24 protein-coding genes and 3 pseudogenes are annotated in these 25378 nt (G+C 70.1%); 13 read left to right on the forward strand and 14 right to left on the reverse strand.

Going from position 1 to position 25378, the window contains the following annotated elements:
- Positions 1 to 9 precede the first annotated feature (9 nt).
- Positions 10 to 264, reverse strand: a complete 255-nt coding sequence (locus ACFQV6_RS26055; protein ID WP_378030212.1) for a DUF6703 family protein — start codon at positions 262 to 264, stop codon at positions 10 to 12.
- Positions 265 to 298: 34 nt separating this feature from the next.
- Between ACFQV6_RS26055 and ACFQV6_RS26060 the strand changes: the two genes are divergently transcribed.
- The 5 genes from ACFQV6_RS26060 to ACFQV6_RS26080 all read left to right on the forward strand — a co-directional run bounded on the left by ACFQV6_RS26060 (position 299) and on the right by ACFQV6_RS26080 (position 4269).
- Positions 299 to 640 carry an antibiotic biosynthesis monooxygenase family protein gene (locus ACFQV6_RS26060; RefSeq protein WP_378030213.1) on the forward strand — a complete coding sequence of 114 codons (342 nt, stop codon included), beginning with the start codon at positions 299 to 301 and terminating at the stop codon, positions 638 to 640.
- 16 nt (positions 641 to 656) lie between these two features.
- Positions 657 to 1202, forward strand: coding sequence for a hypothetical protein (locus ACFQV6_RS26065; RefSeq protein ID WP_378030214.1), 546 nt, complete (start codon positions 657 to 659; stop codon positions 1200 to 1202).
- A 66-nt stretch (positions 1203 to 1268) separates the two neighbouring features.
- Positions 1269 to 2648 (forward strand): glycine--tRNA ligase, encoded by a 1380-nt coding sequence (locus ACFQV6_RS26070; protein WP_378030215.1) that lies wholly within the window; start codon positions 1269 to 1271, stop codon positions 2646 to 2648.
- 100 nt (positions 2649 to 2748) lie between these two features.
- Positions 2749 to 3753: an endonuclease/exonuclease/phosphatase family protein gene (locus tag ACFQV6_RS26075; protein WP_378030216.1), complete on the forward strand. Its 1005-nt coding sequence runs from the start codon at positions 2749 to 2751 to the stop codon at positions 3751 to 3753.
- A 66-nt stretch (positions 3754 to 3819) separates the two neighbouring features.
- Complete coding sequence (locus ACFQV6_RS26080; RefSeq protein WP_378030217.1) at positions 3820 to 4269, forward strand: hypothetical protein; 450 nt, start codon at positions 3820 to 3822, stop codon at positions 4267 to 4269.
- Positions 4270 to 4333: 64 nt separating this feature from the next.
- Here ACFQV6_RS26080 and ACFQV6_RS26085 read toward each other — a convergent pair whose 3' ends face one another.
- Positions 4334 to 4816, reverse strand: coding sequence for an XdhC family protein (locus ACFQV6_RS26085; protein ID WP_378030218.1), 483 nt, complete (start codon positions 4814 to 4816; stop codon positions 4334 to 4336).
- Positions 4817 to 5068: 252 nt separating this feature from the next.
- On the opposite strand from ACFQV6_RS26085, the gene ACFQV6_RS26090 reads away from it, so the two are divergent.
- Positions 5069 to 5728, forward strand: coding sequence for a hypothetical protein (locus ACFQV6_RS26090; RefSeq protein ID WP_378030219.1), 660 nt, complete (start codon positions 5069 to 5071; stop codon positions 5726 to 5728).
- 107 nt (positions 5729 to 5835) lie between these two features.
- The gene (gene dusB, locus ACFQV6_RS26095; RefSeq protein ID WP_378030282.1) at positions 5836 to 6954 is read left to right on the forward strand and encodes a tRNA dihydrouridine synthase DusB; all 1119 of its coding nucleotides are present in this window, start codon (positions 5836 to 5838) and stop codon (positions 6952 to 6954) included.
- A gap of 106 nt (positions 6955 to 7060) precedes the next feature.
- Here the strand turns inward: dusB and ACFQV6_RS26100 are convergent, their stop codons facing one another.
- The 11 genes and pseudogenes from ACFQV6_RS26100 to ACFQV6_RS26150 all read right to left on the reverse strand — a co-directional run bounded on the left by ACFQV6_RS26100 (position 7061) and on the right by ACFQV6_RS26150 (position 18584).
- Entirely contained in the window at positions 7061 to 8560 is a 1500-nt protein-coding gene (locus tag ACFQV6_RS26100) for a family 43 glycosylhydrolase (protein WP_378030220.1), read from the reverse strand.
- Positions 8561 to 8588: 28 nt separating this feature from the next.
- The gene (locus tag ACFQV6_RS26105; protein WP_378030221.1) at positions 8589 to 9572 is read right to left on the reverse strand and encodes an arabinan endo-1,5-alpha-L-arabinosidase; all 984 of its coding nucleotides are present in this window, start codon (positions 9570 to 9572) and stop codon (positions 8589 to 8591) included.
- Between the two features lie 79 nt (positions 9573 to 9651).
- Entirely contained in the window at positions 9652 to 10770 is a 1119-nt protein-coding gene (locus ACFQV6_RS26110) for an MFS transporter (RefSeq protein ID WP_378030283.1), read from the reverse strand.
- Between the two features lie 57 nt (positions 10771 to 10827).
- On the reverse strand, positions 10828 to 11901 hold the full coding sequence (locus tag ACFQV6_RS26115) for a DUF2786 domain-containing protein (RefSeq protein ID WP_378030222.1): 1074 nt from the start codon (positions 11899 to 11901) through the stop codon (positions 10828 to 10830).
- Between the two features lie 76 nt (positions 11902 to 11977).
- The gene (locus tag ACFQV6_RS26120; protein ID WP_378030223.1) at positions 11978 to 13534 is read right to left on the reverse strand and encodes a family 43 glycosylhydrolase; all 1557 of its coding nucleotides are present in this window, start codon (positions 13532 to 13534) and stop codon (positions 11978 to 11980) included.
- A 487-nt stretch (positions 13535 to 14021) separates the two neighbouring features.
- Positions 14022 to 15086, reverse strand: a pseudogene (locus ACFQV6_RS26125) (ATP-binding protein); the annotation flags it as partial.
- Between the two features lie 225 nt (positions 15087 to 15311).
- Complete coding sequence (locus ACFQV6_RS26130) at positions 15312 to 15683, reverse strand: hypothetical protein (RefSeq protein ID WP_378030224.1); 372 nt, start codon at positions 15681 to 15683, stop codon at positions 15312 to 15314.
- Between the two features lie 214 nt (positions 15684 to 15897).
- Positions 15898 to 16386, reverse strand: a complete 489-nt coding sequence (locus tag ACFQV6_RS26135) for a roadblock/LC7 domain-containing protein (RefSeq protein WP_378030225.1) — start codon at positions 16384 to 16386, stop codon at positions 15898 to 15900.
- A 39-nt stretch (positions 16387 to 16425) separates the two neighbouring features.
- Positions 16426 to 17451 carry a DUF4388 domain-containing protein gene (locus ACFQV6_RS26140; RefSeq protein WP_378030226.1) on the reverse strand — a complete coding sequence of 342 codons (1026 nt, stop codon included), beginning with the start codon at positions 17449 to 17451 and terminating at the stop codon, positions 16426 to 16428.
- A gap of 67 nt (positions 17452 to 17518) precedes the next feature.
- Positions 17519 to 17866, reverse strand: coding sequence for a hypothetical protein (locus ACFQV6_RS26145; RefSeq protein WP_378030227.1), 348 nt, complete (start codon positions 17864 to 17866; stop codon positions 17519 to 17521).
- Positions 17867 to 18041: 175 nt separating this feature from the next.
- Positions 18042 to 18584, reverse strand: coding sequence for a DUF4388 domain-containing protein (locus ACFQV6_RS26150; RefSeq protein ID WP_378030228.1), 543 nt, complete (start codon positions 18582 to 18584; stop codon positions 18042 to 18044).
- A gap of 121 nt (positions 18585 to 18705) precedes the next feature.
- Between ACFQV6_RS26150 and ACFQV6_RS26155 the strand changes: the two genes are divergently transcribed.
- The gene (locus ACFQV6_RS26155; protein ID WP_378030229.1) at positions 18706 to 19062 is read left to right on the forward strand and encodes a VOC family protein; all 357 of its coding nucleotides are present in this window, start codon (positions 18706 to 18708) and stop codon (positions 19060 to 19062) included.
- Positions 19063 to 19093: 31 nt separating this feature from the next.
- On the opposite strand, the gene ACFQV6_RS26160 is transcribed toward ACFQV6_RS26155, so the two are convergent.
- A complete protein-coding gene (locus ACFQV6_RS26160) occupies positions 19094 to 20680 on the reverse strand; it encodes a methyl-accepting chemotaxis protein (protein ID WP_378030230.1) in 1587 nt (528 codons plus the stop codon).
- Positions 20681 to 20725: 45 nt separating this feature from the next.
- On the opposite strand from ACFQV6_RS26160, the gene ACFQV6_RS26165 reads away from it, so the two are divergent.
- The 5 genes and pseudogenes from ACFQV6_RS26165 to ACFQV6_RS26185 all read left to right on the forward strand — a co-directional run bounded on the left by ACFQV6_RS26165 (position 20726) and on the right by ACFQV6_RS26185 (position 25364).
- Entirely contained in the window at positions 20726 to 21940 is a 1215-nt protein-coding gene (locus tag ACFQV6_RS26165) for a deoxyguanosinetriphosphate triphosphohydrolase (RefSeq protein WP_378030231.1), read from the forward strand.
- A 44-nt stretch (positions 21941 to 21984) separates the two neighbouring features.
- Positions 21985 to 22179: pseudogene (locus tag ACFQV6_RS26170) on the forward strand (CHC2 zinc finger domain-containing protein); the annotation flags it as partial.
- Positions 22168 to 22971 (forward strand): annotated as a pseudogene (locus tag ACFQV6_RS26175) (LAGLIDADG family homing endonuclease); the annotation flags it as partial. The pseudogenes ACFQV6_RS26170 and ACFQV6_RS26175, both read left to right, overlap by 12 nt.
- Positions 22957 to 24822 (forward strand): DNA primase, encoded by a 1866-nt coding sequence (gene dnaG / locus ACFQV6_RS26180; RefSeq protein ID WP_378030284.1) that lies wholly within the window; start codon positions 22957 to 22959, stop codon positions 24820 to 24822. The pseudogene ACFQV6_RS26175 and the gene dnaG, both read left to right, overlap by 15 nt.
- Positions 24819 to 25364 (forward strand): hypothetical protein, encoded by a 546-nt coding sequence (locus ACFQV6_RS26185; RefSeq protein WP_378030232.1) that lies wholly within the window; start codon positions 24819 to 24821, stop codon positions 25362 to 25364. Before dnaG ends, ACFQV6_RS26185 begins: the two co-directional genes overlap by 4 nt.
- Positions 25365 to 25378 lie beyond the last annotated feature (14 nt).

The following is a 25378-nucleotide window of genomic DNA, read 5'->3' on the forward strand; positions in this document are numbered from 1 at the left end:
GGTGATTTGTCACAGGGCCTTCGACACGACTGCGGCGAGCAGGAGGCTGAGCATGATCAGGCGGACGACCTTGGTGGCCGGCGTCTGCACCGGCCAGGTGGTGAACGTGAGTGCGCCCAGCCCGGCGGTCAGCACGCCGAGCAGCAGCGCGCCGATGATGCCCGGCAGGAAGAGCCCGGCCAGGAAGAGGACCAGGGCGCCGAGGAACGCCGCTGTCGGATTGACGCCGGCCAATCGGCGCAGGAGATGATCGGACGGTGTCACTGACGGCTCCTCCTCGCGTGCGTACCCTCGTCACATGCTGGTGCTCAACCGCTTCCACGTCCCGCCGGACACGCAGGACGGCTTCCTCGAGCGTGCGCACGCCGCGCTCGCCGCTCTGGCTCAGTGCCACGGCTACCGCTCCGGGCGCCTCGCCCGTGCCCTGGAGGACACCGCCGCGTGGACCCTGGTCACCGAGTGGGAGTCGGTGGGAGCCTACCGGCGTGCCCTCGGTGCCTTCGACGTCAAGGTCCACGCCACTCCGCTGCTCGCCGAGTCGATCGACGAGCCGTCCGCCTTCGAGACCCTCGCGGCCGCCGCGCCGGGCGAGCCGGTGGTCGTCACCGCCAGCGACCGGGCAGCCGAGCCCTGGCGGTGAACACTAGGCTGGGGACATGAGCACGGCGCCCTACGCACCGCCGCCCTTCCCCGGGCATCTGCCGCCGCCCCCGCCGGGTGCCGCGGCGCCACCGCCACCCCCGGGCCCGGGCGTGCATCCGCCGTTCCCGGCGCCGCCGGTCGAGGGCAAGGGCCGCCGGATCGGCCTGGGGTTCGGCATCGGCGCCGGCGTCCTGCTGCTGGTGTGCGGCGGTGGTGCGGCCGCGCTGTTCGGGCTGGGTTCCGCGGCCGACGACGCCATCAACGAGCAGGCCACCGTCGTCGTGGGGCGTTACATGGACGCGGTCCGGGACCGTGACTTCACCAAGGCGTACGGGCAGTTGTGCCAGGACGCGCAGGACGACGAGACCCAGTCGGAGTACACGGCACGGATGTCCGCGACCGAGCCGGTCCAGTCGTTCGACGTCGGCAACCTCGACCTGATCAACTTCAACGTGCCGGTCGACGTGACCTACTCCGACGGCGACACCGACCGGCTGCGGGCCCGGATCGACCAGAACGCGTCGACGGGCGCGTTCGAGGTGTGCGACGTCGGGGAGTAATCTCGCTTTTCGTCCTGTCAATCACCATTTCCCCGCCGACACCCAGCCGGCGTAGGAGGAAATCACATGCCTGCCGACCGTATCGACGCCGTCGTCAGCCTGGCCAAGCGCCGGGGCTTCGTCTTCCCCTCCAGTGAGATCTACGGAGGTACCCGTTCGGCGTGGGACTACGGTCCGCTCGGCGTGGAGCTGAAGGAGAACGTCCGTCGCCAGTGGTGGCGGACCATGGTCCAGCAGCGTGACGACATCGTCGGCCTGGACTCCGCGGTGATCCTCGCCCGTGACGTGTGGGCCGCCTCCGGTCACCTCGACGCGTTCGTCGACCCGCTGACCGAGTGCCAGTCCTGCCACAAGCGCTTCCGGGCCGACCACCTGGAGGAGGCGTGGGAGGCGAAGCACGGCTCGCTGCCGTCGTCGCTCCAGGAGCTGAACTGCCCGAACTGCGGCAACAAGGGCACCTTCACCGAGCCGAAGATGTTCAACGGCCTGATGAAGACCTACCTCGGCCCGACCGAGAGCCAGGAGGGCCTGCACTACCTGCGGCCCGAGACCGCACAGGGCATCTTCGTCAACTACAACAACGTGGCGACCTCGGCCCGCAAGAAGCCGCCGTTCGGCATCGCGCAGATCGGCAAGAGCTTCCGCAACGAGATCACCCCGGGCAACTTCATCTTCCGTACGCGGGAGTTCGAGCAGATGGAGATGGAGTTCTTCGTCGCGCCCGGCAGTGACGAACAGTGGCACGAGTACTGGTTGCAGCAGCGCTGGAACTGGTACCGCGAACTGGGCCTGTCCGAGAGCAACCTGCGCTTCTACGAGCACCCCAGGGAGAAGCTCTCGCACTACTCGAAGCGGACCGTCGACATCGAGTACCGCTTCCAGTTCGGCGGCACCGACTTCGCCGAGCTCGAGGGCATCGCCAACCGCACCGACTTCGACCTCTCCACGCACTCCAAGCACTCCGGGGTCGACCTCTCCTACTTCGACCAGGAGAAGGGCGAGCGCTGGGTGCCGTACGTGATCGAGCCGGCCGCCGGCCTGACCCGTGCGGTGCTGGCCTTCCTGCTCGAGGCCTACGACGAGGACGAGGCGCCGAACACCAAGGGTGGCGTCGACAAGCGTACGGTCATGCGGTTCGACCCCCGGCTGGCGCCGGTCAAGGTCGCCGTCCTGCCGCTGTCGCGCAACCCGGAGCTGTCGCCGAAGGCCCGCGAGCTGTCCGCGACGCTGCGCAAGCGCTGGATCGTCGAGTTCGACGACTCGCAGGCGATCGGCCGTCGTTACCGCCGGCAGGACGAGATCGGTACGCCGTACTGCGTCACCGTCGACTTCGACACCCTCACCGACAACGCGGTGACCGTGCGGGACCGCGACACCATGAAGCAGGAGCGGGTTTCGCTGGATCAGATCGAGGACTACCTGATCAAGCGCCTTCCGGGCTGCTGAGAACTCCTCCGCCGACGCCGGGTGCCCCCATGGCACCCGGCGTTGTTGTTACGCTCGCGCCTCAAGATCATCGATCTTTCGATCCCTCCTGAGGAGCAACTTGAAGCTGCGCCGAGCGCTGCCGCCCCTTCTCGCCGCGGTCGCCGTGACCGCCGTACTCGCCGGGGTGGTGGGTACCGATGCGGCCGTGACCGAGAGCCGCCCGGCGCCGCCGGCTGCCGTCGGCACGCTTGCCGCCGCCGCACCCGGTGAACGCATCCGTGCCGCGACCTGGAACATCTGCGCCGAGGCCGGAGGCGCGTTCGGCACGTCCGCGTACTGCCCGCACCGGGCCGATCCCGACGCCAAGGCCGACGCGGTCAAGCGCCTCGTCGACGAGCAGCAGCTCAACGTGGTGATGTTGCAGGAGATGTGCTCCGGCCCGCTGGTTCTCAACCAGGCGGCCGCCAGCATCAGCCTGCTCGACCGGATCAAGACGCGCCTCGGCACGGGCTGGTCGGTCGCCTGGGCCGAGATGCAGCGCCCCGACGGGCGCTCGGACTGCCGTGGCGGACTCGGCGGGACGCTCGGTGTGGCGATCGCCGTACAGGGGACGATCACGATGACCACCCGGCGGCCCCTGCCGGTACCGCACAAGACCCGCGCCGACGGTGCCGGATATTCGCAGCCCACGGTGCTGTGCGCGAAGGTGTCCGGCTGGGCGACCGAGGTGTGCACCGCCCACCTGGTCAACAGCGACATCGGTGAGGCCGCGTACCTGGCCGAGGTCAGCGCCCTGAACAACTTCGTCTTCGGGCGCCCGGCCGACGCGCCGCAGGTGGTCCTCGGCGGCGACCTCAACACCCGGCAGTGGGGCACCTGGCTCAAGACCCTGCACGACAAGTACCCGGAGTGCGACGAGGTGTCGCACGGCAGCGGTGACACGGTCCGCGAGCCCACCATCGGTGGCACCGACGGCGGGAAGATCGACTACCTGTTCGCCAGCGCCGGGTTCACCGCCTGCGACGTGCTCACCACCGGTTACCAGGACACCCTGACCTCGGCGACGCCCGACGGTTACTCGGACCACGCGCCGGTCGTCGGGGTCACCGCCGCCCTGCCCTGACGCCTGTCGGCCGACACTGTTCACAATGGAGTTTCCGCTGAGTTGATCCGGGGAATGGTCGCGGCCATGCCCCGGTATCAATTGCGGCCCAGCAAGCCGCAGGCCGTGTTCACCGCAGCCGGCGCCGCGGCGCTGCTGATCTTCGGCATCGTGCAGATGGTCCGCAGCGGCGAGTTCCAGTGGTTCTTCGTGCTCTGGGTGGTGATCGGGCTCCTGGTCATCGGCGGCGCGCTGGTGCAGGGCTTCGGCCGCCGGCCGACAGGCATGGGCACCGCCACCGTCGATGACGCCTCCGCACCCGCCAACCTGCGGTTCGCCACCGGCAAGCCGATGGCCGTGATCGGCGCGGTGGCCGGCGCCGCAATCCTGATCTTCGGGGTGGTGAAGATGGCCGGCACCCCGAACAGCGGCTTCCTCGTGCTCTGGGTGATCTTCGGTGTGGCCATCATTGCCTTCAACCTCTGGACCGCCTTCGGCCGCCGCGGCGCCTCACACACGGCCACCCGCGAGGACTAGGTTCCGCTCCCCAGGCACCTTGCGGGGCGTGGTGGGGTGTCTCGGCGCTTCAACACCCTGCTGGTCAGAACTCGAAGCCGCCCGGGCGGCCGTTGCGGTCGGCGATCAACCCGGCCAGGACCGCGACCGCGATCTCCGGCCCGGTACGGCTGCCGATGTTGAGCCCGATCGGCCGGTGCACCCGGGCGATCTGCTCCGCCGGCACGCCGAGTTCCCGCAGCGCCGCGACGTGCGGTCCGTCGTGCCGGGGATTGCCGACGATGCCGATCCACCGGGTACGGCGTTCGAGAGCCTCCTGGAGAACCGTCCCGATCTCGCTGCGGTGATGGTCGGTCAGCACCACGTCGGTGTGCTCGTCGAGCCCGGCCGCCGCGAGATCACCCACGAGCGTGTCGCCGTGCGCCCGCGGTGTGCCGCCGAGCCGGGTCGGGTCGGGCTCCACCAGCACCGTTCTGAACCCCAGGTCCAGCCCGAACCGCAGCAACGCCTCCGCCACCGGCGACTCGAAGACGGCCACCAGCCGCCGCGGACTCAACTCGTCACCCATCCGCCCGACTCTGCCAGATCATGGCGTACGGCGCGTACCGGAAAATCAGGGGTCGCGTGACAATAGTCGAGGGACTAGTATAGACGTACGCCAAGTGTGACCCCGGCGAGTAACGACCCCAGTGCCCCAGAAAAGCAGTGACCCAGAAAAGCAGTGCCCCAGAAAAGCAGTAACCCCGGCAGCATGCCTTTCGGCAGAGGCGACCGGGGTCTTCGCATCCGATGCTACCGCTCGACGAGAGGGGTGAGAGCGATGAGCGGTCCCGCACTCGAACCGGCGTTGATCGAGCGTCGGTTCTCACCCGAGCGGATGGCTCCCTACGTCGTCGCGACCGGCGGTGACCTGGAGAGGGCGATCGCGCTCTACGCCTGGAACGCCGACCTCTCAGCGGTTCTGTCCACCACCATCGGGCACGTCGAGGTGCTGCTGCGCAACGCCGTACACGAGAACCTGACCGCATGGTCGGCGGACCGGTTCGGGCAACCCCTGTGGTATCTGGATCCGGGCGGATTCCTGCACGCCCGCGCCGCGCACGACATCCGCGACGCGCGCCGCCGGGCACGCCGTGGCTCGCGCGCGGAGACCGCCGGCCGGGTCGTCGCCGAGCTCAATCTCGGCTTCTGGCGCTACCTGCTGGCGAACCACTACGACGGAACACTCTGGCGGCAAACCCTTCACCTGGCGTTCCCCGGCCAGCCGCGCCGCCGCCTGATCCACGACGCCGCGGCGGTGCTGCATCTCTGCCGGAACAGGCTGGCCCACCACGAACCGATCTTCAACCGCCCGGTCTCCGACATCCACACCACCGCGATCGCCCTGGCCGACTGGATCTGCCCGACCAGCCGGGCGTGGATCGAGCGCCACTGCCACACCGTCGAGCGCCTCGAGCAGCGCCCGGCCTGGCCGGCATAGCCGCGGCTGGACAGGCCGCAGCCGGGGGTGATCCGCGGCGGGTGGTGGGAGCGATTCGGAGTCGTGGCGGTGGGCGTGTCACTCTGGAGCGCGTGACCGCACCGCTCATGCTCGGCAATCACGCCGTCTCCCCGCCCGTCGTGCTGGCGCCGATGGCCGGGATCACCAACGTCGCGTTCCGGCGGCTCTGCCGGGAGCAGGGCGGCGGTGTCTACGTCTGCGAGATGATCACCACCCGGGCGCTGGTGGAGCGGATTCCCAAGACGCTCAAGATGATCGCGTTCGCGGAGGACGAGGGTTTCCGGAGCCTGCAGCTCTACGGCGTGGACCCGGACGTCACCGCGGCCGCCGTGCGCATGGTCGGCGAGGACAATCTCGCCGACCACATCGACCTGAACTTCGGCTGCCCGGTGGCGAAGGTGACCCGCCGTGGTGGCGGGTCGGCCCTGCCGTGGCGGCGGCGGCTCTTCGGGCGGATCGTGCGGCAGGCGGTCGAGGCGGCGAAGCCGTACGGGATCCCGGTGACGATCAAGATGCGCAAGGGCATCGACGAGGAGCATCTGACGTACGTCGAAGCGGGTCTCGCCGCCCAGGATGCCGGCGTGGCCGCTGTGGCCCTGCACGCCCGCACCGCCGAGCAGCGCTACTCGGGCAAGGCCGACTGGGACGCGATCGCCACCCTGAAGCAGGCCCTCGACGTGCCGGTGCTCGGCAACGGTGACATCTGGGAGGGCTCGGACGCGCTCCGCATGGTCGAGCACACCGGCGTCGACGGGGTGGTCGTCGGCCGGGGCTGCCTGGGCCGGCCGTGGCTCTTCGCCGACCTGGAGGCCGCCTTCACGCAGGGTGCCGACTACCGGCCCGTGCTGCCCACCCTGGGTGAGGTCGCGAAGATCGTCTCTCGGCACGCGCAGCTGCTGGTCGAGGCACTGGAGGACGAGAAGCACGGCTGTGCCGACTTCCGCAAGCACGTCGCCTGGTACCTGAAGGGCTTCCCGGTCGGCGGCGACCTCCGCCGCAGCCTGGCGATGATCTCGTCGCTCACCGAACTGGACGATCTGCTCGCCAAGCTCGATCCGTCGATCCCGTTCCCGGCCGACGCCCTGGGCCAGCCCCGCGGCCGGGTCAACGCCCCGGGCAAGGTCACGCTGCCCCACGGCTGGCTGGACAGCCGCGACGACGACACCGTCCCCGAGGGCGCCGAAACCGACGAATCCGGCGGCTGACCGCCCGGATCTACTGACGCTGAACTCGACGCTCGCCCTCCCGGCCGCGCGGGGCGGCTGGAGAACCGGCACCGCGCGGAGCGGCCGGGAGGAAGAGTCGAACCGTTCAGACGGTGATGTTCCACAGCTGGCAGGTGTTGCCGAGAGAGGCCCACTGGCGTACGGCAACGCCATCCGTCGACCCGCAGTCGGTCACGTCGAGGACCAGCCCGTTGCCCCGGTTGGCGATCAGATGGCCGCCGCCGATCGGGGTGAGGCTCCACTCCTGGCAGGCGTTGCCGAGGTTCGCCCACAGGTTGAGCGCTGTGCCGTTGACCGCGCCGCAGTTCACCGAGTCGAGCACCGTGCCGCTGTTGGCGTTGGTGATCCGGTAGTAACCGCTTGTCGTCCTCGTGAACGTCCACTGCTGGCAGGCGTTGCCGAGCGAGGCCCACTGCCGGATCGCGGTGCCGTTGGCGGTGCCGCAGTCGGCCGCGTCCAGGACCTTGCCGCTGGCCTGATTGACCAGCCGGTACTTCGTACTGCTCGACGGGAAGGAGACCGAGCCGCCCGGGTCGCCGGCGGGGGCGGTCAGTGCGGTGGAGAGCTTGTCCGGCGTACCCAAGTCGGGTGTGCCGTCTGAATTCCAGCCGACCTTCTTGATCCTGGTGGTCCGGGTGGCGCCGCAGCCCTGCCCGGTCGTCTCGTTGGCGTGGTAGGCCATCCAGGTCTCGGTGCCGTCCGGCGAGGTGAAGAACGAGTGGTGGCCGGGACCGTAGACGCTGTTCGTGTCGCTGCGCTGGAAGAGCGGGGTGCTCTTCTTGGTCCACGACGAGGCGGCGAGCGGGTTGCTGCCGGTCAGGGTCAGCATGCCGATCTTGTAGTCGGGGGTGTTGCAGGAGCTCGCCGAGAAGGTCAGGTAGGTCTGTCCGTTGTGCTGGAGGATGTAGGGGCCCTCCTCGGTGTTGCCGCCGACCTTCTCCCAGGCGTAGGTGGGGTACGAGATCCGCGTACCGTAGGCGGACACCGTCCACGGGTTGCTCATCGGCGCGATGAACAGGCTCTGCAGGTCGCCGACCCACGACGAGTAGAGGAAGTAGTTCTTCCCGCCGATCGTCGCGACACTCCCGTCGATCGCCCAGCCGTTGTTCGCCTGGACGTTGAGCTGGCCCTTGAAGGTGTACGGGCCCATCGGATCGGTGCCGGCGCTCTCCAGCACGAACGACCGCTGCCCGTCGCAGCAGGCGGTGGTGCCGGCGCTGTAGTACAGGTACCAGCGGGTCCCGTTCGGGCCGGCCAGCTTGTGCATCGACGGCGCCCACACGTTGCAGCAGCTGGCCGCGGCGGTGCCGGTGTACACGACGGACTCGGTGGCGCCGGGCAGGGCCGCCACCGACTTCGCCCTCTTGATCACGACCTGGGAGTTCCAGGTCGTCGCGGCCACGTAGTAGTAGCCGTTGTCGTAACCCATCCACGGGTCGGCGCCGTACGGCGCGGCAGCCACCGGGTTGGTGAACGCCACGGCCGCCTCACTGTTCAGCGGGCGGAGGATGACCGACGTGGAAATCGTGATGGTCATCAATATCACGAGCAGGGCCGCACGCAGCGGGCGTCGGGGAAGCGGCATGGTGATTCCTTTTCGAAGACGGAGAGGGTCAGTAGACGTACGGCCAGGCGGAGGAGTCCCACCCGAGCAGGTTGAGACCGAGCCGCGCGTCGCCCGCCGCGGTGTAGTAGTGGTACGCCAGGACGGTGGAGTCGGTGTCCTCGAAGACCTCCGGATGACCGGGGCCGAAGACCGCGCCGTGGCTGGCCAGGATCTCGGTGCCGCCACCCGCTGTCATCGCGGTGCCGGACCGGTCAACGTACGGCCCGGTGATGCTCCGGGAACGGCCGACCATCGTCCGGTACGTGCTGGACGCGCCCTTGCAGCAGAGATCGAACGCCACGAACAGGTAGAAGTAGCCGCCGCGCTCGAGGATGACCGGCGCCTCGACCGACTTGCTGTTGACGAACCGCTCGGCGAGGTTGCGAATGGTGCCGTCGGCCCGTTTGCCGGAGCTCGCGTTGAGCTTGACCATCTTGATGCCGGACCAGAACGAGCCGAAGCTCAGCCACCACTCGCCGGACGCGGTGATCGTCAAGTTCGGGTCGATGGCGTTGTACCCGCTTGTCGCCGTGCTCTCGATGACCTTGCCGTTGTCGGTCCAGGTGCCCGCCGCGCCGGTGGTGCTGGTGGCCAGGAAGATCGCCGACTTGCTCGACCCGAACGACGAGGCCGAGTAGTACATCAGGTACTTGCCGCCGGCGTAGGTGATGTCCGGCGCCCACAGGTTGGTGTCACCGTTCGTGTACGGGTTGGCCCACGGCGTGCCGTTCGGGAAGGCCTTGCCCGCGTCGGTGAACCTGGTCCGGTCAGCCGACGTCTTCAGGCCGATCCCCGGCGCCGTGTAGGCGAGCAGGTAACCGCCGGTCGGCCGTTTCACCATGGTGGGGTCGTGGGCGAACGTCGAACCGGTCACCACACCCGGGTTCGGGTAGGTGGCGGCGTCGGCCGTCGTCAATCCGTACACACTGGCCGCCAGGGCGAGCAGACCGGTCGTTCCGGTCAGGAGCATCTTGCGCAGGCGCGATCGCATCGGGGGAATCGCCTTTCGGTGGGGGATACCCGAAGGTGTCTTGCAGCGCTGAAAAGGTTGCTCGGCGGATTCGGGGATCTCAGCGGCGGGCGGCGAGCAGAGCCGTGGCGATCAGTGGGACGGCGGCGATCGCGTACAGGATCGGCAGCGGCTCGGGCAGGGCGAACATGGCGTAGAGCGCGACCGCGCCCACCTCCGCGGCGAAGCCGCTCATCGACAGGACAGTGGTGCGGGCGGGACCGGTGATCGTGTCCTGGAGGCGCGTCTCGGCGTGCACCATCGCGAACTGGAGCAGGCCGAACGCGGCGGACACCACGGCCATGCCGGACAGGTGCGGCATCAGGGCACCGGCCGCGAGCAGCGCGGCGGCAAGGGTGAGGGCACCGGCGAGCGGACGCGGCGAGGTGGGTGGCAGGCGCCCGGCGAGCGCGCTCCCGGCCGCCATCGCCAGCGCGGTCAGAGCAAACAGCAGGGGTACGACGGAAGTGTCCGAACCCTTGTCCCGGGCGAGCAGCGGCAGGTACTCGTCTAGTGCGCTGAACCCGGGCACGGCCGCCGCGACCAGCACCGCCCGGGCGACACGGCGGCTGCCGGCCACCTCCCGAAGCCCGGAGCGCAGCATGGCCAGATAGCCGAGCTCGGACTCGGTGTCGCCGGTGCGGTCGTCTCCCGTACCGGAAAGGGGTTTCTCGGAGAAACGGAGGGCGAGCAGGCCGCCCAGGGTGACCGTCGCGATGCTGACCAGGCCCACCAGGAGATAGCCGCCGGCGAGATAGGCCGGTGTGGCCAGCAGTGTGGCGGCGAGCATCGCGAGCAGCCCGGTCGTGCCGGACCGGCCGATCAGCCTGGCGTAGGCCGCGGAATCACCGCCGAGCTCGTCGTGGACGAGTGCCTCGAGCGTGCCGGAGCTGAGCGCGCCGCCCAGGCCCCACAGGACGAAGCCCAGCACGAAGCCGGGATAGGCGGGCCAGATCAGCCACAGCGCGAAACCGGCAGCGGTGATGACCTGCCCGAGCGCGTAGAGACGCTTACGGGACCAGACGTCGGCGAGCGCACCGGCCGGAATCTCGCAGGCGAAAGCGACCACCGACCAGATCGCGAAGAGCGACGAGATCTCGCCGGTGGTGAGCCCGGTGTCCGCGAAGAGCAGCGCGTAGACCGGGTAGAGGAGCACGCCCTCCTCGCAGGCGCGCACCACGTGGAGCAATCGGTGTCAGCGTCAAGTCGGGTGCATGCGACCAGTCTGCCGCACGCGTCAACGCAGATTCGCCTCGTCCGCGGCTGCCCGGCCGGACTCCCAGCCCTCCAGGCTGTCCACGCGGCGCCCACGTGCCCGGACCGTCCGCGGGAACGCCCGCTCCGCCGCCTCGTGCACCTGGACCTCGCGGTTGCGCAGCACCGGCAGCAGGTCACCGTGCCCGGCGAACTCGCGCTCGGCCACCTGCCGCAGCCGCTCACCGATCCGGAGCGCGTACGCCACCAGGAACGACCGCCGGAACGCCTTCACCCTGGCCCGGCCACGGCTCGGCTCGTCGCGCGTCATCGCGCGGTTCGCCTGGACCAGCAGCGAGGTGTAGAGCAGCTCCACCGCGTCGATGTCGGTGTCGAACCCGAAGACCGTGCTGAAGCCCAGCTCCGGTGACCAGACCGTGCGGCAGGTGTTGGCCCGTGCCACCGCGTCCAGCAGGCTCGCCTTCTCGCCCTCGTACGGGTGATCCACCCCGATCCGCCGCGCGAACGGTGTCACGTCCACGGCCGGTGCGGTGACCTCCTCGATCCGGTACCGGGTGATCAGCTCCTGGGCCTTCGCGCTGTACGACTCCGCCTCGGCCGGGAAGTCGGTGGCCTCCGCTTTCGCGAGCAGCGCGCGCACCCGGTCCAGGATCCGCCGGTCGCCGTGGTGGTGCACGGTGGTCGCGGGTGTTCCCGGCGGCGGGATGAGGATCTCGACGGCCGGCAGCCGTCCCAGCTCGCAGAGCAGGTCGAGCTGGGCGTCGAGGACCGCGATCCGGTCGCTTCTGCGCTCGTTGCGGGGGATCCGCCCGACCTGGTCCCGCCAGCGCTCGTCGACGGGTTCCCGGCCCCGCAGGAAGGCGGTGGCCGCGTCCGCGACCAGCCGCGCCTGGATCGGGTTGCCCCGGCGGGCGATGACCCGATGCAGCTCCAGGGGCTGCCAGCCGTGGCGGAACAGCCTGTCGAACTGCTCCTCGAGCGCGGTACCGAGGGCGGCGTCCACCTCGGCGGTGGGTACGCCGGTCAGCGCGTCGAGGGCCGCCTCGTGATCGAGGTCTCCGGCCCGGACGCGGTCGACGATCTCGCGGGCCGTCATGGGTGGGAATGGTAGTTGCCGGGGTCCTGGTTCCCGGCCAGGACCCCGGCACCGTGACCGCCGAGCGGCCGGACGGTCACGGAGTCAGCAGCATTACCTCCCGGATCTGCCCCTTGCGGGAGACCAGCCGGTAGGCGTCTCCTGAGGCCTCGATCCGCCATTCGGCCCCGCCCAGCCCGGCCCCGCGCCGGTCGGTGATCCGGTACCAGCCGTCGGAGAGATGCCGGAACCGCCACCGATCGCCGATCAGCCGGGTGTTCGCCGGGTCGGTGAGCAGCACCTCGCCGACCGGTTCGAGACGGAACTCCTGGCAGGGGCCGGCCGCCCAGGTCTGCACCGCGGCACCGGCACCACCGCAGGCGGCGGGTTGCAGTGCCCGGCCGGCGAGCGGATTGACGATGCGCGACCAGCCCTGCTCGGTGGCGGTCAGGCGGAACCGCTGGCAGTCGTTGGCCAGCCAGCCCCACTGGGCGACCCGGGCGCCGTCGGCGTCGACACAGGCGGCCACCTCGGCGACCTTGTTGCTCTGCCGGTTGGTCAGGCTGACGTAGCCGCCGCCGCGGGGGTCCAGCCGCCACTGCAGGCAGCGGTCGTCCGGATCGGGCGCGGCCAGGGTGATGTCGGCGCCCTCGTATCCGCAGGTGGCGTTGGCGAGGACCGCTCCGCTGTCGCGGTGCACCAGCCGTACGTAGGCGGGGCCGTGACCGTGGCCGCGGTTGCCGCTCAGCGGGTCGGACAGCCGGGGCCAGCCGTTCACCCAGGAGATCCGGCGTACCGAGCCCTTGGGGTTCCCGCTGTCGGCGGCATCGTAGTAGTGGTGGACGAAGAGGTCGCCGTAGACGTCACCGTGCCCCGGACCGGCGAAGCCGTTGTAGCCGGCCAGGATCTGGGTGCCGCCACCCGACAGCAGCGGTACGCCGTCCCGGTCGGTGTACGGCCCGGTGATGTCGCGGGAGCGGCCGACCATGACGCGGTAGTCGCTGTTCACATCGCGGCAGCAGAAGTCGAAGCTGAGGAAGAGGTAGTACCAGCCGTCGTGGGAGGTGATCGACGGTCCCTCGACAGCGCCGCCGCCGCGGGAGGCGATCCGGTGCACGGCGGTGTCGGCGGTGTCGAGCAGGCCGGTGCCGGTGTCGAGGCGGCGCATCCGCAGGCCGTCCCAGAAGGAGCCGTACGACAGCCAGGCCCGGCCGCGGCGGTCGAAGCTGACGTCCGGGTCGATCGCGTTGACGTCGTCGCCGGTACGCGTACGCAGGACCATGCCCCGGTCCACCCACGCCGGGTTCGCCAGGGACTTCGTGGTGGCCAGGCCGATCACCGAGTGGTTGGTGCCGAACGACGAGGCCGCGTAGTACAGGTGGTACTCGCCGTCGAAGTAGTTGATGTCCGGCGCCCAGAAGTCGGCGGGCGCCACCCCGAGTTCCTCGACCACCCAGGCCGGCGGCGTGTCGAAGACGGTGCCGAGGTAGGTCCAGTGCACCAGGTCGGCGGAGCGCCGGATCGGCAGGTAGGTCCGGGTGGCGCTGTCCCCGGTGATGATCTCGTAGTACCAGCGCCCCTGCTTGATCAGCGTCGGGTCGTGTGCGATCGGATCGGGGTTCGGCTTCGAGATCGGCGCGGTCTGTGCCGGCATTGCGTGTGCCGGCATTGCGTGTGCCGGCGCCGCCCGGGCCGGCACGACTGGCATGAGCGTGATCAACGCTGCGGCGAGCAGGGCCGCGCCGCGTCTCCAGGGTCTCCAGACGTCGGAAAGGTTCACCTCGGGTCCTCACAGGGTCTGCGCGCGACACCCGGCGCTGGCACACCGGCCGTCGATGTCAAGCCGGAAAACCGCACGTCAGGACGTACGGCTCGGGCTCTCGGCGCTCTTTGCAGCGCTGCAAAGACAGCATGCACGCGCGTCGATCCCACGGCAAGGGGGAACGCACCGCAAACCTTGCTTACGGTTCGGTCGTCCACAAGGCGGAGATGGGGAGGGCGACCATGTCGTCGCCGAAGCTCAGGGAATCCTCGCCGCCGTAGAGGACGAAGCCGGCTCGGAAACGGTCGCCCAGCCGCCGCCGGAGCAGCCGCAGCCCGCGGAAGTCGGCGGGACCGATCGAGACGGCCGCCTTCACCTCGACGCCGACGACTGTGCCCGCGTTGTCCTCGAGCAGGGCGTCCACCTCGTTCTGGTCGCGGTCGCGATAGTGGTGCAGCCGTGCCGAGAAGTCCGTCCAGGTGAGCTGGCGGGCCAGCTCACCGAGGACGAGGTTCTCCACGAGCCGTCCGGTGGCGATGTCTGCCGCCGCCCCGGTCGACAGGTGTGCGGCCAGACCCGGATCGACGAACATGACCTTCGGCGTCGACACGGCGCGGGCGGTGAGGTTGGCGGACCAGGCCGGGACCACCCTGACCAGATAGATGGTCTCCAGGATCCTGATCCAGGACCTGACGGTCGGGAGGGTGACGCCGAGGTCGCTCGCCAGCCTGCTCATGTTGAGCAGCCCGCAGGTCTGGTCCGCCAGCAGGGAGAGCAGGCGTCGCATGTCCGAGCTGCGATCGATCTCGGCGACCTGCTGGACATCGCGCACGATCATGTCGTTGACGTAGTCGGCGAAGAAGCGATCCCGGCGACGTTCGCTCTCCCGGTGCACCGCCTCGGGATAGCCGCCACGGCGTGCGCGAGCCAGATAGTCCCCGGGGGTCAGGCCGAGCGAGGTGGCCCGCAGCTGCGAACCTCTGCGGAAGGCCGCCGCCACGAAACCGTCCGGTCCGTCGTCGATCTCTCCCTGCGAGAGCGGCCACAGCTCGATGGTCTCGGCGCGACCGGGCAGGGCATCGGGGAGGCTCTTCAGCGCGAGCAGGCGAGCCGAGCCGGTGAGCAGGAACCGGCCGGGACGCGGATCGCGGTCGACCAGATGCTTGATCGCCAGCCAGAGGGCGGGCACGCGTTGCACCTCGTCGATCAGCATCAGGCCGTCGTGGTGCAGGAAACCGAGCGGATCGGCGGATGCGGCAGCTCGGGTGGCGGGGTTGTCGAGGAATCGGGCCACCCCGTCAGGCGTGCTCCGCAGGGCCATTTCGGCGAGCGTGCTCTTGCCGGCCTGACGGGGGCCGTTGACCACCACGACCCGGGTGTCGGCAAGCGCCTCTTTCACCAGGTCAATGGCGTGGCGAGGGTAGAACTGGTCGGCTTTTCGCACGCCTCCAGCGTACGCCTGACTTTAGATCTGCCGAAGGCCTGACTTTAGATCTGCCGTAGGTCTTGCTTTAGATCTGCCGAAGCGTTGACTTTAAATCTGCCGAGTTCTGCCGGGGTCGCCCGCGCAGGCTTTTCGCGCATCGGTGGAGGCATGGCGAGGGCGGGGAGGGCGGTGCGGGCCCTCCCCGCCGGGGGTGGCGATGGTGCTTCGCCGGTCTCAGGACCCTCAGACGTCGAGGTCGTTCTCGATGCGGCGCAGCCGGTGGCGGGCCATGGCCAGGTTCGCCCGGTCGCGGCGCAGGGCCACGTAGAGGAACAGGCCCTTGCCGGAGCGGCTCGTGAGGGGCCGGATCATGTGGTACTGGGTGTCCAGGGTGATGAGGATGTCCTCGATCTTCTCGGAGAGGTTGAGCATCTCCATCGCCCGCAGCTTCGCCCGGACCACGTCGGTGTTGCCGGCGGCCGCGACCGTGAGGTCGAGGTCCTTTCCGCCTCCGAGGGTGCCCAGGGCCATGCCGCTGGTGTGGTCCACGAGGGCGACGCCGATGCAGCCGTCGATCTCCATGACTTCCTTGAGTGCGGTGTCCATGTCGGGCATGGGAGTTGTTCCTCCGTTGTGGTGGGATGGCATCCCGCGATCCGTCTCGGACAGCGGCGCCTGATCTGGCGCGGCGGGCGCCACGCCTTTCTTTGTTCGGCGGTGCCGCTTCGGTGCGGCAGTGCCGTGGTTCGACCTGCCGATCAGCCGGCCTGTGGCCTGTTGGCCTGCCGGCCTGCTGGTCAGCCGGCCTGCCGGTAAGTAGGCCTGCTGGTCAGCCGGCAGCCTGGTGGCGGCGGGCGACGTTCGACAGGGTGGCCATCGGGGTCCGCCGGGCCAGCGGTGTCGATGGGCCGGCCTGCGTGGGGATCTCCGGCCGCATCGGCGGCGCGGATTCCAGGGCCATGATGCGGACGAGGCGGCGCACGCAGCGGCGTGCCTCGAGGTGGACCATGGCGAGGTTGGCGTCGCCGGAGGTGACCACGGTGAGCAGCGCGTTCGGGCCCGCCGTGTACGACGTGATGTAGCCGCCGTCGCACTCCACCACGGATTCCCGCAGGTCACCGTGGTTGACCGCGTGCGCGAACCGCCTGGCCAGAGCCAGATGTGCCGCGGCCAGCGCGGCCAGGGTATCCGGCTCGAGGCCGTGCGAGTCGTGCGCGACGACCAGGCCGTCGGCGGTGGCGAGCACGCTGCCGGAGAGCTCGGGCAGCTTGCTGCGCAGGCGGCCCAGTTCCTCCAGTACCGCCGGATCCACCGTCATCCTCTCCTCGCTCCTTCGGCTGATCGGGGGGTGCGCGCGTCACCGCAGTGCCCTCAGTGCGGTGCGTATGCGCTTGAGCAGGACTTCGTCGGTGCCCTGATGCACCGGCGGGTTCTCGGCCGACGCCAGCTCCTTCGGCAGCTTCGCGCCGGGTTTTCGCCGGGCCAGCCGGGGCGGCCGGAACGCCCCCGTGTTGTTCTCACCGGCCGGTGGGGCCGGCGGTGGGTCACCGTTCGGCGGCGAGGTCCGGGCCGTCGTCGTCTCAGGACCATTGATCACCGGTACGACCGAAGCGTCCCCGCGGTCCGGAGCAGGCCGGGTGACCGGCGCGGCAGCACCCCGGGGCTGGGGGAGCCTGACGAACTCGGGGCTGTCGTTCGCCCGTACCTCAGGCACTTCTATGAGACCCAGCGCCGCGAGGCGCCGCAGCTCCTGGATGGTCGCGAAGCCGGCGCGGCCCAGCAGCAGCGCCAGGTCGGCCGGGGTGCGCTGCCCGTCGGCGTGCACGAGCAGCTCCCACTGCAGCGAACTCAGCACGACCCGTTCCCGCGGCGCCCGGGTGACCGGGACGACCGCCGCGATGTCGACCCTCGGGTTTCCGAAGATCTCGTCCAGCAGCCGGACCCGGCGGCGGACCTCCCGGTTGACCGCCGCCGCGTCGATGTGCACGACTGCGCCGAGCCAGTGCGTCGCACCGGGCAGGAACTCGACCGGGGCGGTCGCCGACGAGAGGGCGAAGTACGCCGCGTCGTAGGTCGCGCCCAGCACACAGAGCTCCAGCTCGCCCTGCGTGAGATGGCCCTGCTCGACGAGCAGCCGGCCGACCCGGGCCGTCGAGGTGCCCAGGTCCAGCGCGTTCTGCCAGGTACGCCCCGCCAGCCGCCCGGACGACGTGAGCATCGCCCCGGCACCCGGTGAGGCCGGTGACTCGGCGTAGATGACCCGGCCCTCGAAGACGTAGACCGCGCCGCCGGGGTGGCCACCCACCATCAGCGCCCCGGTCTGCCGCTCACCGGCGACCTGCGTCAGCAGGTTCCCGGGTGCGGGGGTCTTCGAGGTGGCCACCTCATCAGCTCCAGTCCTTCTCAGGCAGCGAGTGGTTCGTCAGCTCTGTCGGCTTCGTCGGCTTTTCTCAGGCAGCGACCAGTTCGTCAGCGAGGCGCTGCATCACGCGCCGGGCCACGGCGAGGTTGCCGCGGACCCGGTCCAGCCACAGGTAGAGCACCAGGCGGCTGTCGAACTCGGTTTGCACGATCCGCAGGAGGTGGTAGCCCCCGGCGGTGGTGATGATCAGGTCTTCGAGCAGGTCGTGCGGTATGGCCGAGACGAACAGCGAACGGCTGTTCGCGGCCTGGACCACTTCCGCCGTGCCGGCCGCGGCGGCCTCGTGGTCCGCGTTGGGGGCGGCCCCGGTCGTGGCGACCGGGAATCCCGTGGTGTAGTCGACGATGCTGGCCCCGACAGCGCCGGGGATCGTCATGGCCTCCTGTAGACAGTGATCGACGCCGGGCACTTCTCTCCTCAGCGCTTCGTCGCTCCCGGCCTTACCGGGCTTCGTTGCCCCACCGTTTGCCGGAGCGGCCCGGTGCTCCCCGCGCCGCCACCGTGGGCCATCCTCCGGTGACCCTGCGGCGACAAGTCGCACGGGTTGTGCGTCATGGTCCAGAGGGTGGTGGATGTCCTCGCCGGGCCCCGCCGGCGGCCACCGCGACCCGGGAGCGCATGCGCCGCGGGCCGGGAACAGCTCGCAGCCGTACGGCGGCCGGATGACCGAGCGCACCGAGGTCCACCCCGGCCCCGGCGCCCAGCCAATGACGTTCGCCCGGCACGAAACGAGCCGGCGCGGACGACTGCTGCAACAGCTCGTGCGTAGCGTCGGCGATCACCGCCACCACCCGCAGTGCCAGCTCGTTCTGCCCGAGCCGGCCGTCACGCAGCAGTACCCAGCCGACCCGCTGGCCGCCGCGCCCCTCGCGGTAAGCGGCCCGCCAGGTCTGCGGTGCCAGCCGGCCGGAGCCGACCAGACGTTCACCGAGTCCGGGGCAGGCCGGGGTCTCGGCGTACGTGATGCGGCCGGCGGTCAGGTAGAACACCCCGCCCGGGCTGCCGCCGACGTGCAGTGCGCCGGTGCGGCCCGACTCGCCCAGATCGGTGAGCAGGCGGCGCATCGACGCGGTTGCCGGTGAACCAGGTATCACGGGTCGTCATCCTGAGGCAGTCATCGAACCCCGTCGTCGCACCGCCGGTGCGCTGTTCGGCGCTGGTCACCCGCCCGGGTCGCGTAACGTGATCGTCACATGTCGATTGCCGGGAGGACGCATGCCCAGTCGGTGGGAGCAGGTCGTGGTGGACGCCGAGGACCCGGCGCGGCTCGCGCGGTGGTGGGCCGAGGCGCTCGGTTACGTCATCGTCAACGAGGAGCCCGGCGAGGTGGAGATCCGCCGCACCCCCGACGAGCTGCCAGGACTGCTGTTCACCCCGGTCACCGGCACCAAGCGTGGCAAGAACCGGCTGCACATCGACCTGCGCCCGGACGACCAGGGTGACGAGGTGGAGCGGCTGGTCGGGATGGGTGCGCGCCCTGTCGACATCGGCCAGCGCGACGTCGGCTGGGTGGTGCTCGCCGACCCCGAGGGCAACGAGTTCTGTGTTCTCGGCTCCAAACCCGCTCAGTAACGGCAGGGGCGCTCCACAGCGGCAGGGGCTCTCAGTAGCGGAACTGGCCGATCAGGGAGCGGATGTCGTCGGCGGCGCCGGTGACCAGCTCGGCCGAGTGCCGGGTGGTGTTGGCGCCCTCCGCGGTGGACGCGCTCGACGCGGTGATGTGCGAGACCGTACCGCTGATCTCGCTCGCCGCCGCCGAGACCGCACCCACGTCGCGGGCCAGCTGATCCGTGGTGGCCGACTGCTGCTCCACCGCCGCGGCGATCGTGCGCTGGCCGGTGTCGATCCGGGCGATCACCGCGGCGATCGCCTCGATCGCCTCGGCGGTGCTCGTGGTCATCTCCTGGATCGCCACGATCTTCGCGGTGATGTCGCCGGTCGCCCGCGCGGTCTCCTGCGCCAGGTCCTTCACCTCGGTCGCCACCACGGCGAAACCCGCGCCGGCGTGACCGGCCCGGGCTGCCTCGATGCTCGCGTTGAGCGCCAGCAGGTTCGTCTGCTCGGCGATGTTCGTGATCATCTGCACGATGTGGCCCACCTCCCGGCTCGCCTCGCTCAGCCGGGCCACCGCCTCGGCGGTCCGGCCGGCACTCGAGGTCGCCTCCTGGGTGGTCGACGCCGCCGAGGTCGCCTGCTTCGCGATCTCCCGGATCGACGCGGACAGCTCCCCGGTCGCGTTCATCATGTCGGTCACCGAACCGGAGACGTGCACCACCGAACTGTCGGCCCGGCGCGCGTGCGACGAGGTCTGCTCCGCGGAGTTGTCCAGCTCACCGGCGAGCCCCTGCAACTCCGCGCTCGCCTGGGTCAGCGTGTCCGCCCGGGCCGCGGTCGCCGCCACCGTGCTCTGCAACGAGGCCATCGCCTCGTTCAGCGCCTGCGCCATCTCACCGAACTCGTCGCGGTTGAGCACCGGCGCCCGCACGGTCAGATCCCGGCCGGCCAGCGTGCGCAGCGTGTCCCGCATCCCGCTCAGCGGCCGCCGGATGGCCCGTACGGTCAGCCAGCACGCGATCACCATCAACAGGTTCGCGATGCCGGCCGCCCACTTGATGAAGCTGATGCTGGTCGCGGACGACTCCCGGCCCTCCTCGCCGGCCGCGGCGACCTCCCGCGCCATCTCGTCGTCCAGAGAGCCCATGCTCTCCTCGAGAGCGGAGTAGGCGGTCAGGAACTCGGCCAGCGACCTGCGGGCGGCGGCCCGATCGGTAGCCGCGGTCGCGACCGTCTCCGCGGCGGCCTCGGCGTACGCGACAACCGCCGCCCGCGTCTGCGCGTAGTGGGCCCGCAGCCCGGCCGGCGCGAGCGCGGCCGCCGCGTCGAACTTCTCGACCATCGTCTGGCCGTGATCGGTCACCTCGTCGGCGCCGTACTCAGTGCGCTGGGCGTCGGACGTGGCGACGAGAGCGGACATCACGTCGGCCTTCAGCGCGTCGTGCATCATGTCCGCGTTCCACTGGTTGCTCATCGCGGCGCTGACCGTCGCGATCTCGTCGTTCGCCTCGGACTGGTCGTCCGAGTTGCGCACGGCGAAGCCGGTGACCAGAGCGAGCGACAGCAGCCCGGCGGCGCCCAGGGCGATGAGGCGGCCGACGATGGTGAGGCCTCGGCGGCGCGAAACGGACTCCACGGTTGACCCATCGGCATCCTGGACATTCAGCTTAGGGTGGAGATCATGACGGCCGCCGACGCCCAGCGGTGGGCATCCGAGCCCGCCAAGGACAGTGGATACGGGCGTACGCCGTACCAGCGGGACCGGGCTCGGGTGCTGCACTCGGCCGGGTTCCGCAGGCTCGCGGCCAAGACACAGGTGCATACGGCGGGGTCGGACGATTTTCTGCGTACCCGGCTCACCCACTCCCTCGAGGTGGCCCAGATCTCCCGCGAGATGGGCGCCCGCCTGGGCTGCGACCCGGACGTGGTCGACGTCGCCGGGCTCGCCCACGACCTCGGCCACCCGCCCTTCGGCCACAACGGCGAGGCGGCCCTCGACGCGGTCTCCCAGTCCTGCGGCGGGTTCGAGGGCAACGCGCAGACGCTGCGGGTGCTCACCCGGCTCGAGGCCAAGGTGCCCGGCGCCGGCCTCAACCTGACCCGCGCCGCCCTCGACGCCTGCTCCAAGTACCCCTGGTTCCGCAAGCCCGGCAATCGCAAGTTCGGCGCCTACCCCGACGACCGCCCCGTCTTCGAGTGGCTCCGGCAGCCGCGCACCGACGAGCGGCGCTGCCTGGAGGCCCAGGTCATGGACTGGGCCGACGACGTCGCCTACTCGGTCCACGACGTCGAGGACGGCGTGCACGGCGGCTACATCAGCCTCCGCCCGCTGCTCAGCGACGCCGGCGAGCGCGCCGAGCTCTGCGCCGACGTGGCCGCCTCCTACTCCGCGGAGAGCGCCGGCGAGCTGGGTGCCGCCCTCGACCTGCTGCTGGCCGACCCGGCGATCGCCGCGGTCGCCGACTACGACGGCGGCTACCCGGCCCAGGTGGCGCTCAAGCGGATGACAAGCGTCCTGACCGGCCGATTCGTGTCCTCCGCCGTCGGCGCCACGCACAGCCGCTTCGGCACCGACCCGATGCGCCGTTACGACGCCGACCTCGTCGTCCCCCGTACCGTGCGGGACCAGTGTGCGCTGCTCAAAGGTATGGCGCTGCGCTACGTGATGCGGTCCCGGGCCGCCGAGGGCTGGTACGAGCAGCAGCGCACCATCCTGATGGAACTCGTGGAGGCGCTCTCCCGTACCCCCGAAAGGTTGGACCCTCTCTTTGCCCCTCTGCACGCGGCGGCAGTCGATGACGCCGCGGCACTGCGCGTGGTGATCGACCAGGTCGCGTCCCTCACCGACCCCGCGGCGGTGGCCTGGCACCGGTCGGTGGTCACGCCACGCGGCTGACGGCACCCCACCCTGCTGGCGGGCCCCCACCGGCGCGAGGCAGGATGTATGCCGTGGCGGGCAGGGTGAAGGACGAGGACATCGCACTGGTCCGCGACCGCAGCTCGATCGTCGACGTGATCAGCGAGACGGTGACGCTGCGGTCGGCCGGTGGCGGCAATCTGAAGGGGCTGTGCCCTTTCCACGACGAGAAAACCCCCTCCTTCAACGTGTCACCCGCGCGGAACGTGTATTTCTGCCTGGCGGGTGAAACGCGGGTCGTAACTGACGGGGGCATCCGGGAGATCCGGGATCTGGCGGGCGGAAGGCACCGCGTCATCACGACGCACGGCCGTTTCGTCGAGGCGCCGTTCCGTTCGTTCGGTGAACAGCCGGTCGTCCATCTGAAGCTGTCCCGCAACGGGCAGAAGAAGACGATCCGGGCGACGACCAACCACCGCTGGTTCATCCGGAGCCGTACTGGTGAGAAGCGCATCGAACGCACCACCGCGGAGTTGCGCCCGGGCGATCGACTGGCTCACGTCTTTCCTCGCGCGTTGTCGACCAGGGACGGCGGGCACAGCCTGACGCCGTCGCCGTTCGGTATAGCCCGGGGGATCGTGTTCGGTGACGGCACGCTGCTCGACCGCGGCAGCATCGCGATCCTTTACGGGAACAAGGACCGGGAACTGCTGAAATGGTTCCCACTCAACGAGAGTTACCTGAGCGAGGGCCGGGTCACTGTCACTGATCTGCCGGCCTATTTCAAGACGGATCTGCCGCCGCTGACCGAGTCGCTCTCCTACCTTTACGGGTGGCTCGCGGGTTACTTCGCGGCTGACGGTGACGTGGCGGCTGACGGCTGCATCTCATTGAACTCGGCGCATCGGGAGAACCTGGAGTACGTCAGGGACATCTGCACCCGGATCGGCGTCGGCACCTACGGCATCCGGGAGTACGTCCGCACCGGATTCGCCGATGTCGAACGGCCGAACGGGGAGATGGGGTATACGACCCCGATATACCGGCTGACCCTCATGGGCAATGACCTCCTCGAGGATTTCTTCCTGATCTCGGCGCACCGGGACCGTTTCCGGACGGCAAGGAAGAAGTACGAGCGCCGAGGCTGGGTCGTCGAGACGATCGAAGACCACGGCGAGGTCGAAGAGGTCTTCTGCCCGGTGGTCGAGGGCACCCATGCCTTCGTCCTCGAGGACAACATCCTCACCGGGAACTGCCACGGGTGTGGCCAGGGCGGGGACGCGATCAAGTTCCTGATGGACGCGGAGCACCTGTCGTTCATCGAGTCGGTCGAGCGGCTGGCCGGTAAAGCCGGCATCCAGCTGCGGTACGACACCGACAGTGGTGGGCCGCCGGCGCCGCGCCCGCAGACCGGTCAGCGGCAGCGGCTGCTGGCGGCGCACGTGGCCGCCGTGGACTTCTACCGGGACCAGCTCGGTTCGCCGGATGCGCGGAAGGCGCGCGAGTTCCTCGCCGAGCGCGGGTTCGGCCGGGACGCCGCGGAGAAGTACGGGTGTGGCTTCGCGCCGGACAGCTGGGACGCGCTCAGCAAGCACCTGCTGCGCAAGGGCTTCAGCGCGGAGGAGCTGACCGCGGCCGGCATCTCCAAGCCGGCCAGGTCGGGTTCGCTCATCGACCGGTTCCGGCGGCGGCTGCTCTGGCCGATCCGGGACCTGAGCGGTGACGTGATCGGCTTCGGCGCGCGCAAGCTCTTCGAGGACGACGACGGCCCGAAATATCTGAACACGCCCGAGACGCCGATCTACAAGAAGTCGCACGTGCTCTACGGCATCGACCACGCGAAGCGGGAGATCGCGAAGCGGGGCCGGGCGGTGATCGTGGAGGGCTACACCGATGTGATGGCCTGCCACGAGGCCGGGGAGCCGACCGCGGTGGCGACCTGTGGCACCGCGTTCGGTGTGGATCACATCCAGGTGCTGCGGCGCCTGCTGATGGACAGCGACAGCTTCACCGGGGAGATCATCTACACCTTCGACGGTGACGCGGCGGGGCAGAAGGCGGCGCTGCGGGCCTTCGAGGAGGATCAGCGCTTCGTCGGGCGTACGTTCATCGCGGTCTCGCCCGACAACATGGACCCGTGCGAGCTGCGGCTGGCCAGGGGTGATCTCGCGGTCCGCGACATGATCGCCGCCCGGGAGCCGCTGGTGGACTTCGCGCTGCGGCAGACGATCGCCCGTTTCGACCTCGACACCGTCGAGGGCCGGGTGGAGGCGATGCGCCGGGCCGCGCCGCTGGTGGCGAAGCTCAAGGACCGGGAGAAGCGCCCGGAGTACACCAGGAAGCTCGCCGGCGACCTCGGTATGGACCTGGAGCCGGTGCAGCGGGCCGTGAACAACGCACAGCGCGGCGACTCCGGCCCCGCCCCTCAGCGTGGATCCCGTCCGGCCGACTCCCCGCAGCGGCTGGTGGAGCGTGAGGCGCTCAAGCTCGCCCTGCAGGAGCCGGTGCTGGCCGGCCCGATGTTCGACGCGCTGGGCCCGGAGAACTACGGCGACGCCGTGCTCCAGGCGGTCCGGGAGGCGCTGACGCAGGCCGGCGGCGCGTCCTCGGCCACCAGCGGTGCGGTCTGGATCGAGAAGGTCCGCGACGCGTGCGTGGACTTCGCGGGGCAGGCGCTCGTCGGTGAGCTGGCGGTGGAACCGCTGCGGGTCGACGGCGCGGCCGACCCCCGATATGTGCAGATCACCCTGGCCCGGTTGCAGGCGGGTGCGCTGACCACCCGGATCCGTGACCTCAAGTCCAAGGTGCAGCGGCTCAACCCGGTGGCGCACAAGGATCAGTACCTCGCGTTGGCCGGCGAGCTCTTCTCGCTGGAACAGCAGGCTCGTGCCCTGCGTGAACAGGCGGCAGGTGGATTGTGAAGCTCTTTGGTCGGCGTCGATCGTTGCCCGCGGTGTCGCGGCCCGCGCTGGACGCGGAGGAGCGGGTGCTGGCGTGGTCGGAGGTCTCCTCCGCGTCCCCGGCGGCTCAACCCGCACCCGTCGTGGTGGCCACCACTCACGGGCTCTGGCTGCCGGGGTTCGAGAAGCGGCTGGGATGGCACGAGATCCACAAGGCAGCCTGGTCCGGGCGGGAGCTGCGGATCACCCCGGCCGAGGTGGCCGAGGTGCGGGAGAGCTACGCGGTCCTGGTGGACGGGCCGGTGACGTCGTTCCTGCTGCTGGAGCCGGGGGAGCTGCCGGACCAGGTGCGGGCCCGGGTGACACGGTCGGTGGCTTACACCACCCACCACCTGCTCGGTGAGGGCGCGGTCCGGGTGGTCGGCCGCCGGGTGAGTGGGAGCAACGGGCTGAGCTGGGCGGTCCGCTACGACTCGGGTACGCCTGTGACGCGACCCGAGGTGATCGAGGCGACCGACGAGCTGGTCGGTGCGGCGCAGTCGGCCACCGCGCCGAGTGATTGAGTTTTCTGTCGTAC

Source organism: Actinoplanes sp. GCM10030250 (assembly GCF_042666575.1).
Taxonomy (GTDB): domain Bacteria; phylum Actinomycetota; class Actinomycetes; order Mycobacteriales; family Micromonosporaceae; genus Actinoplanes.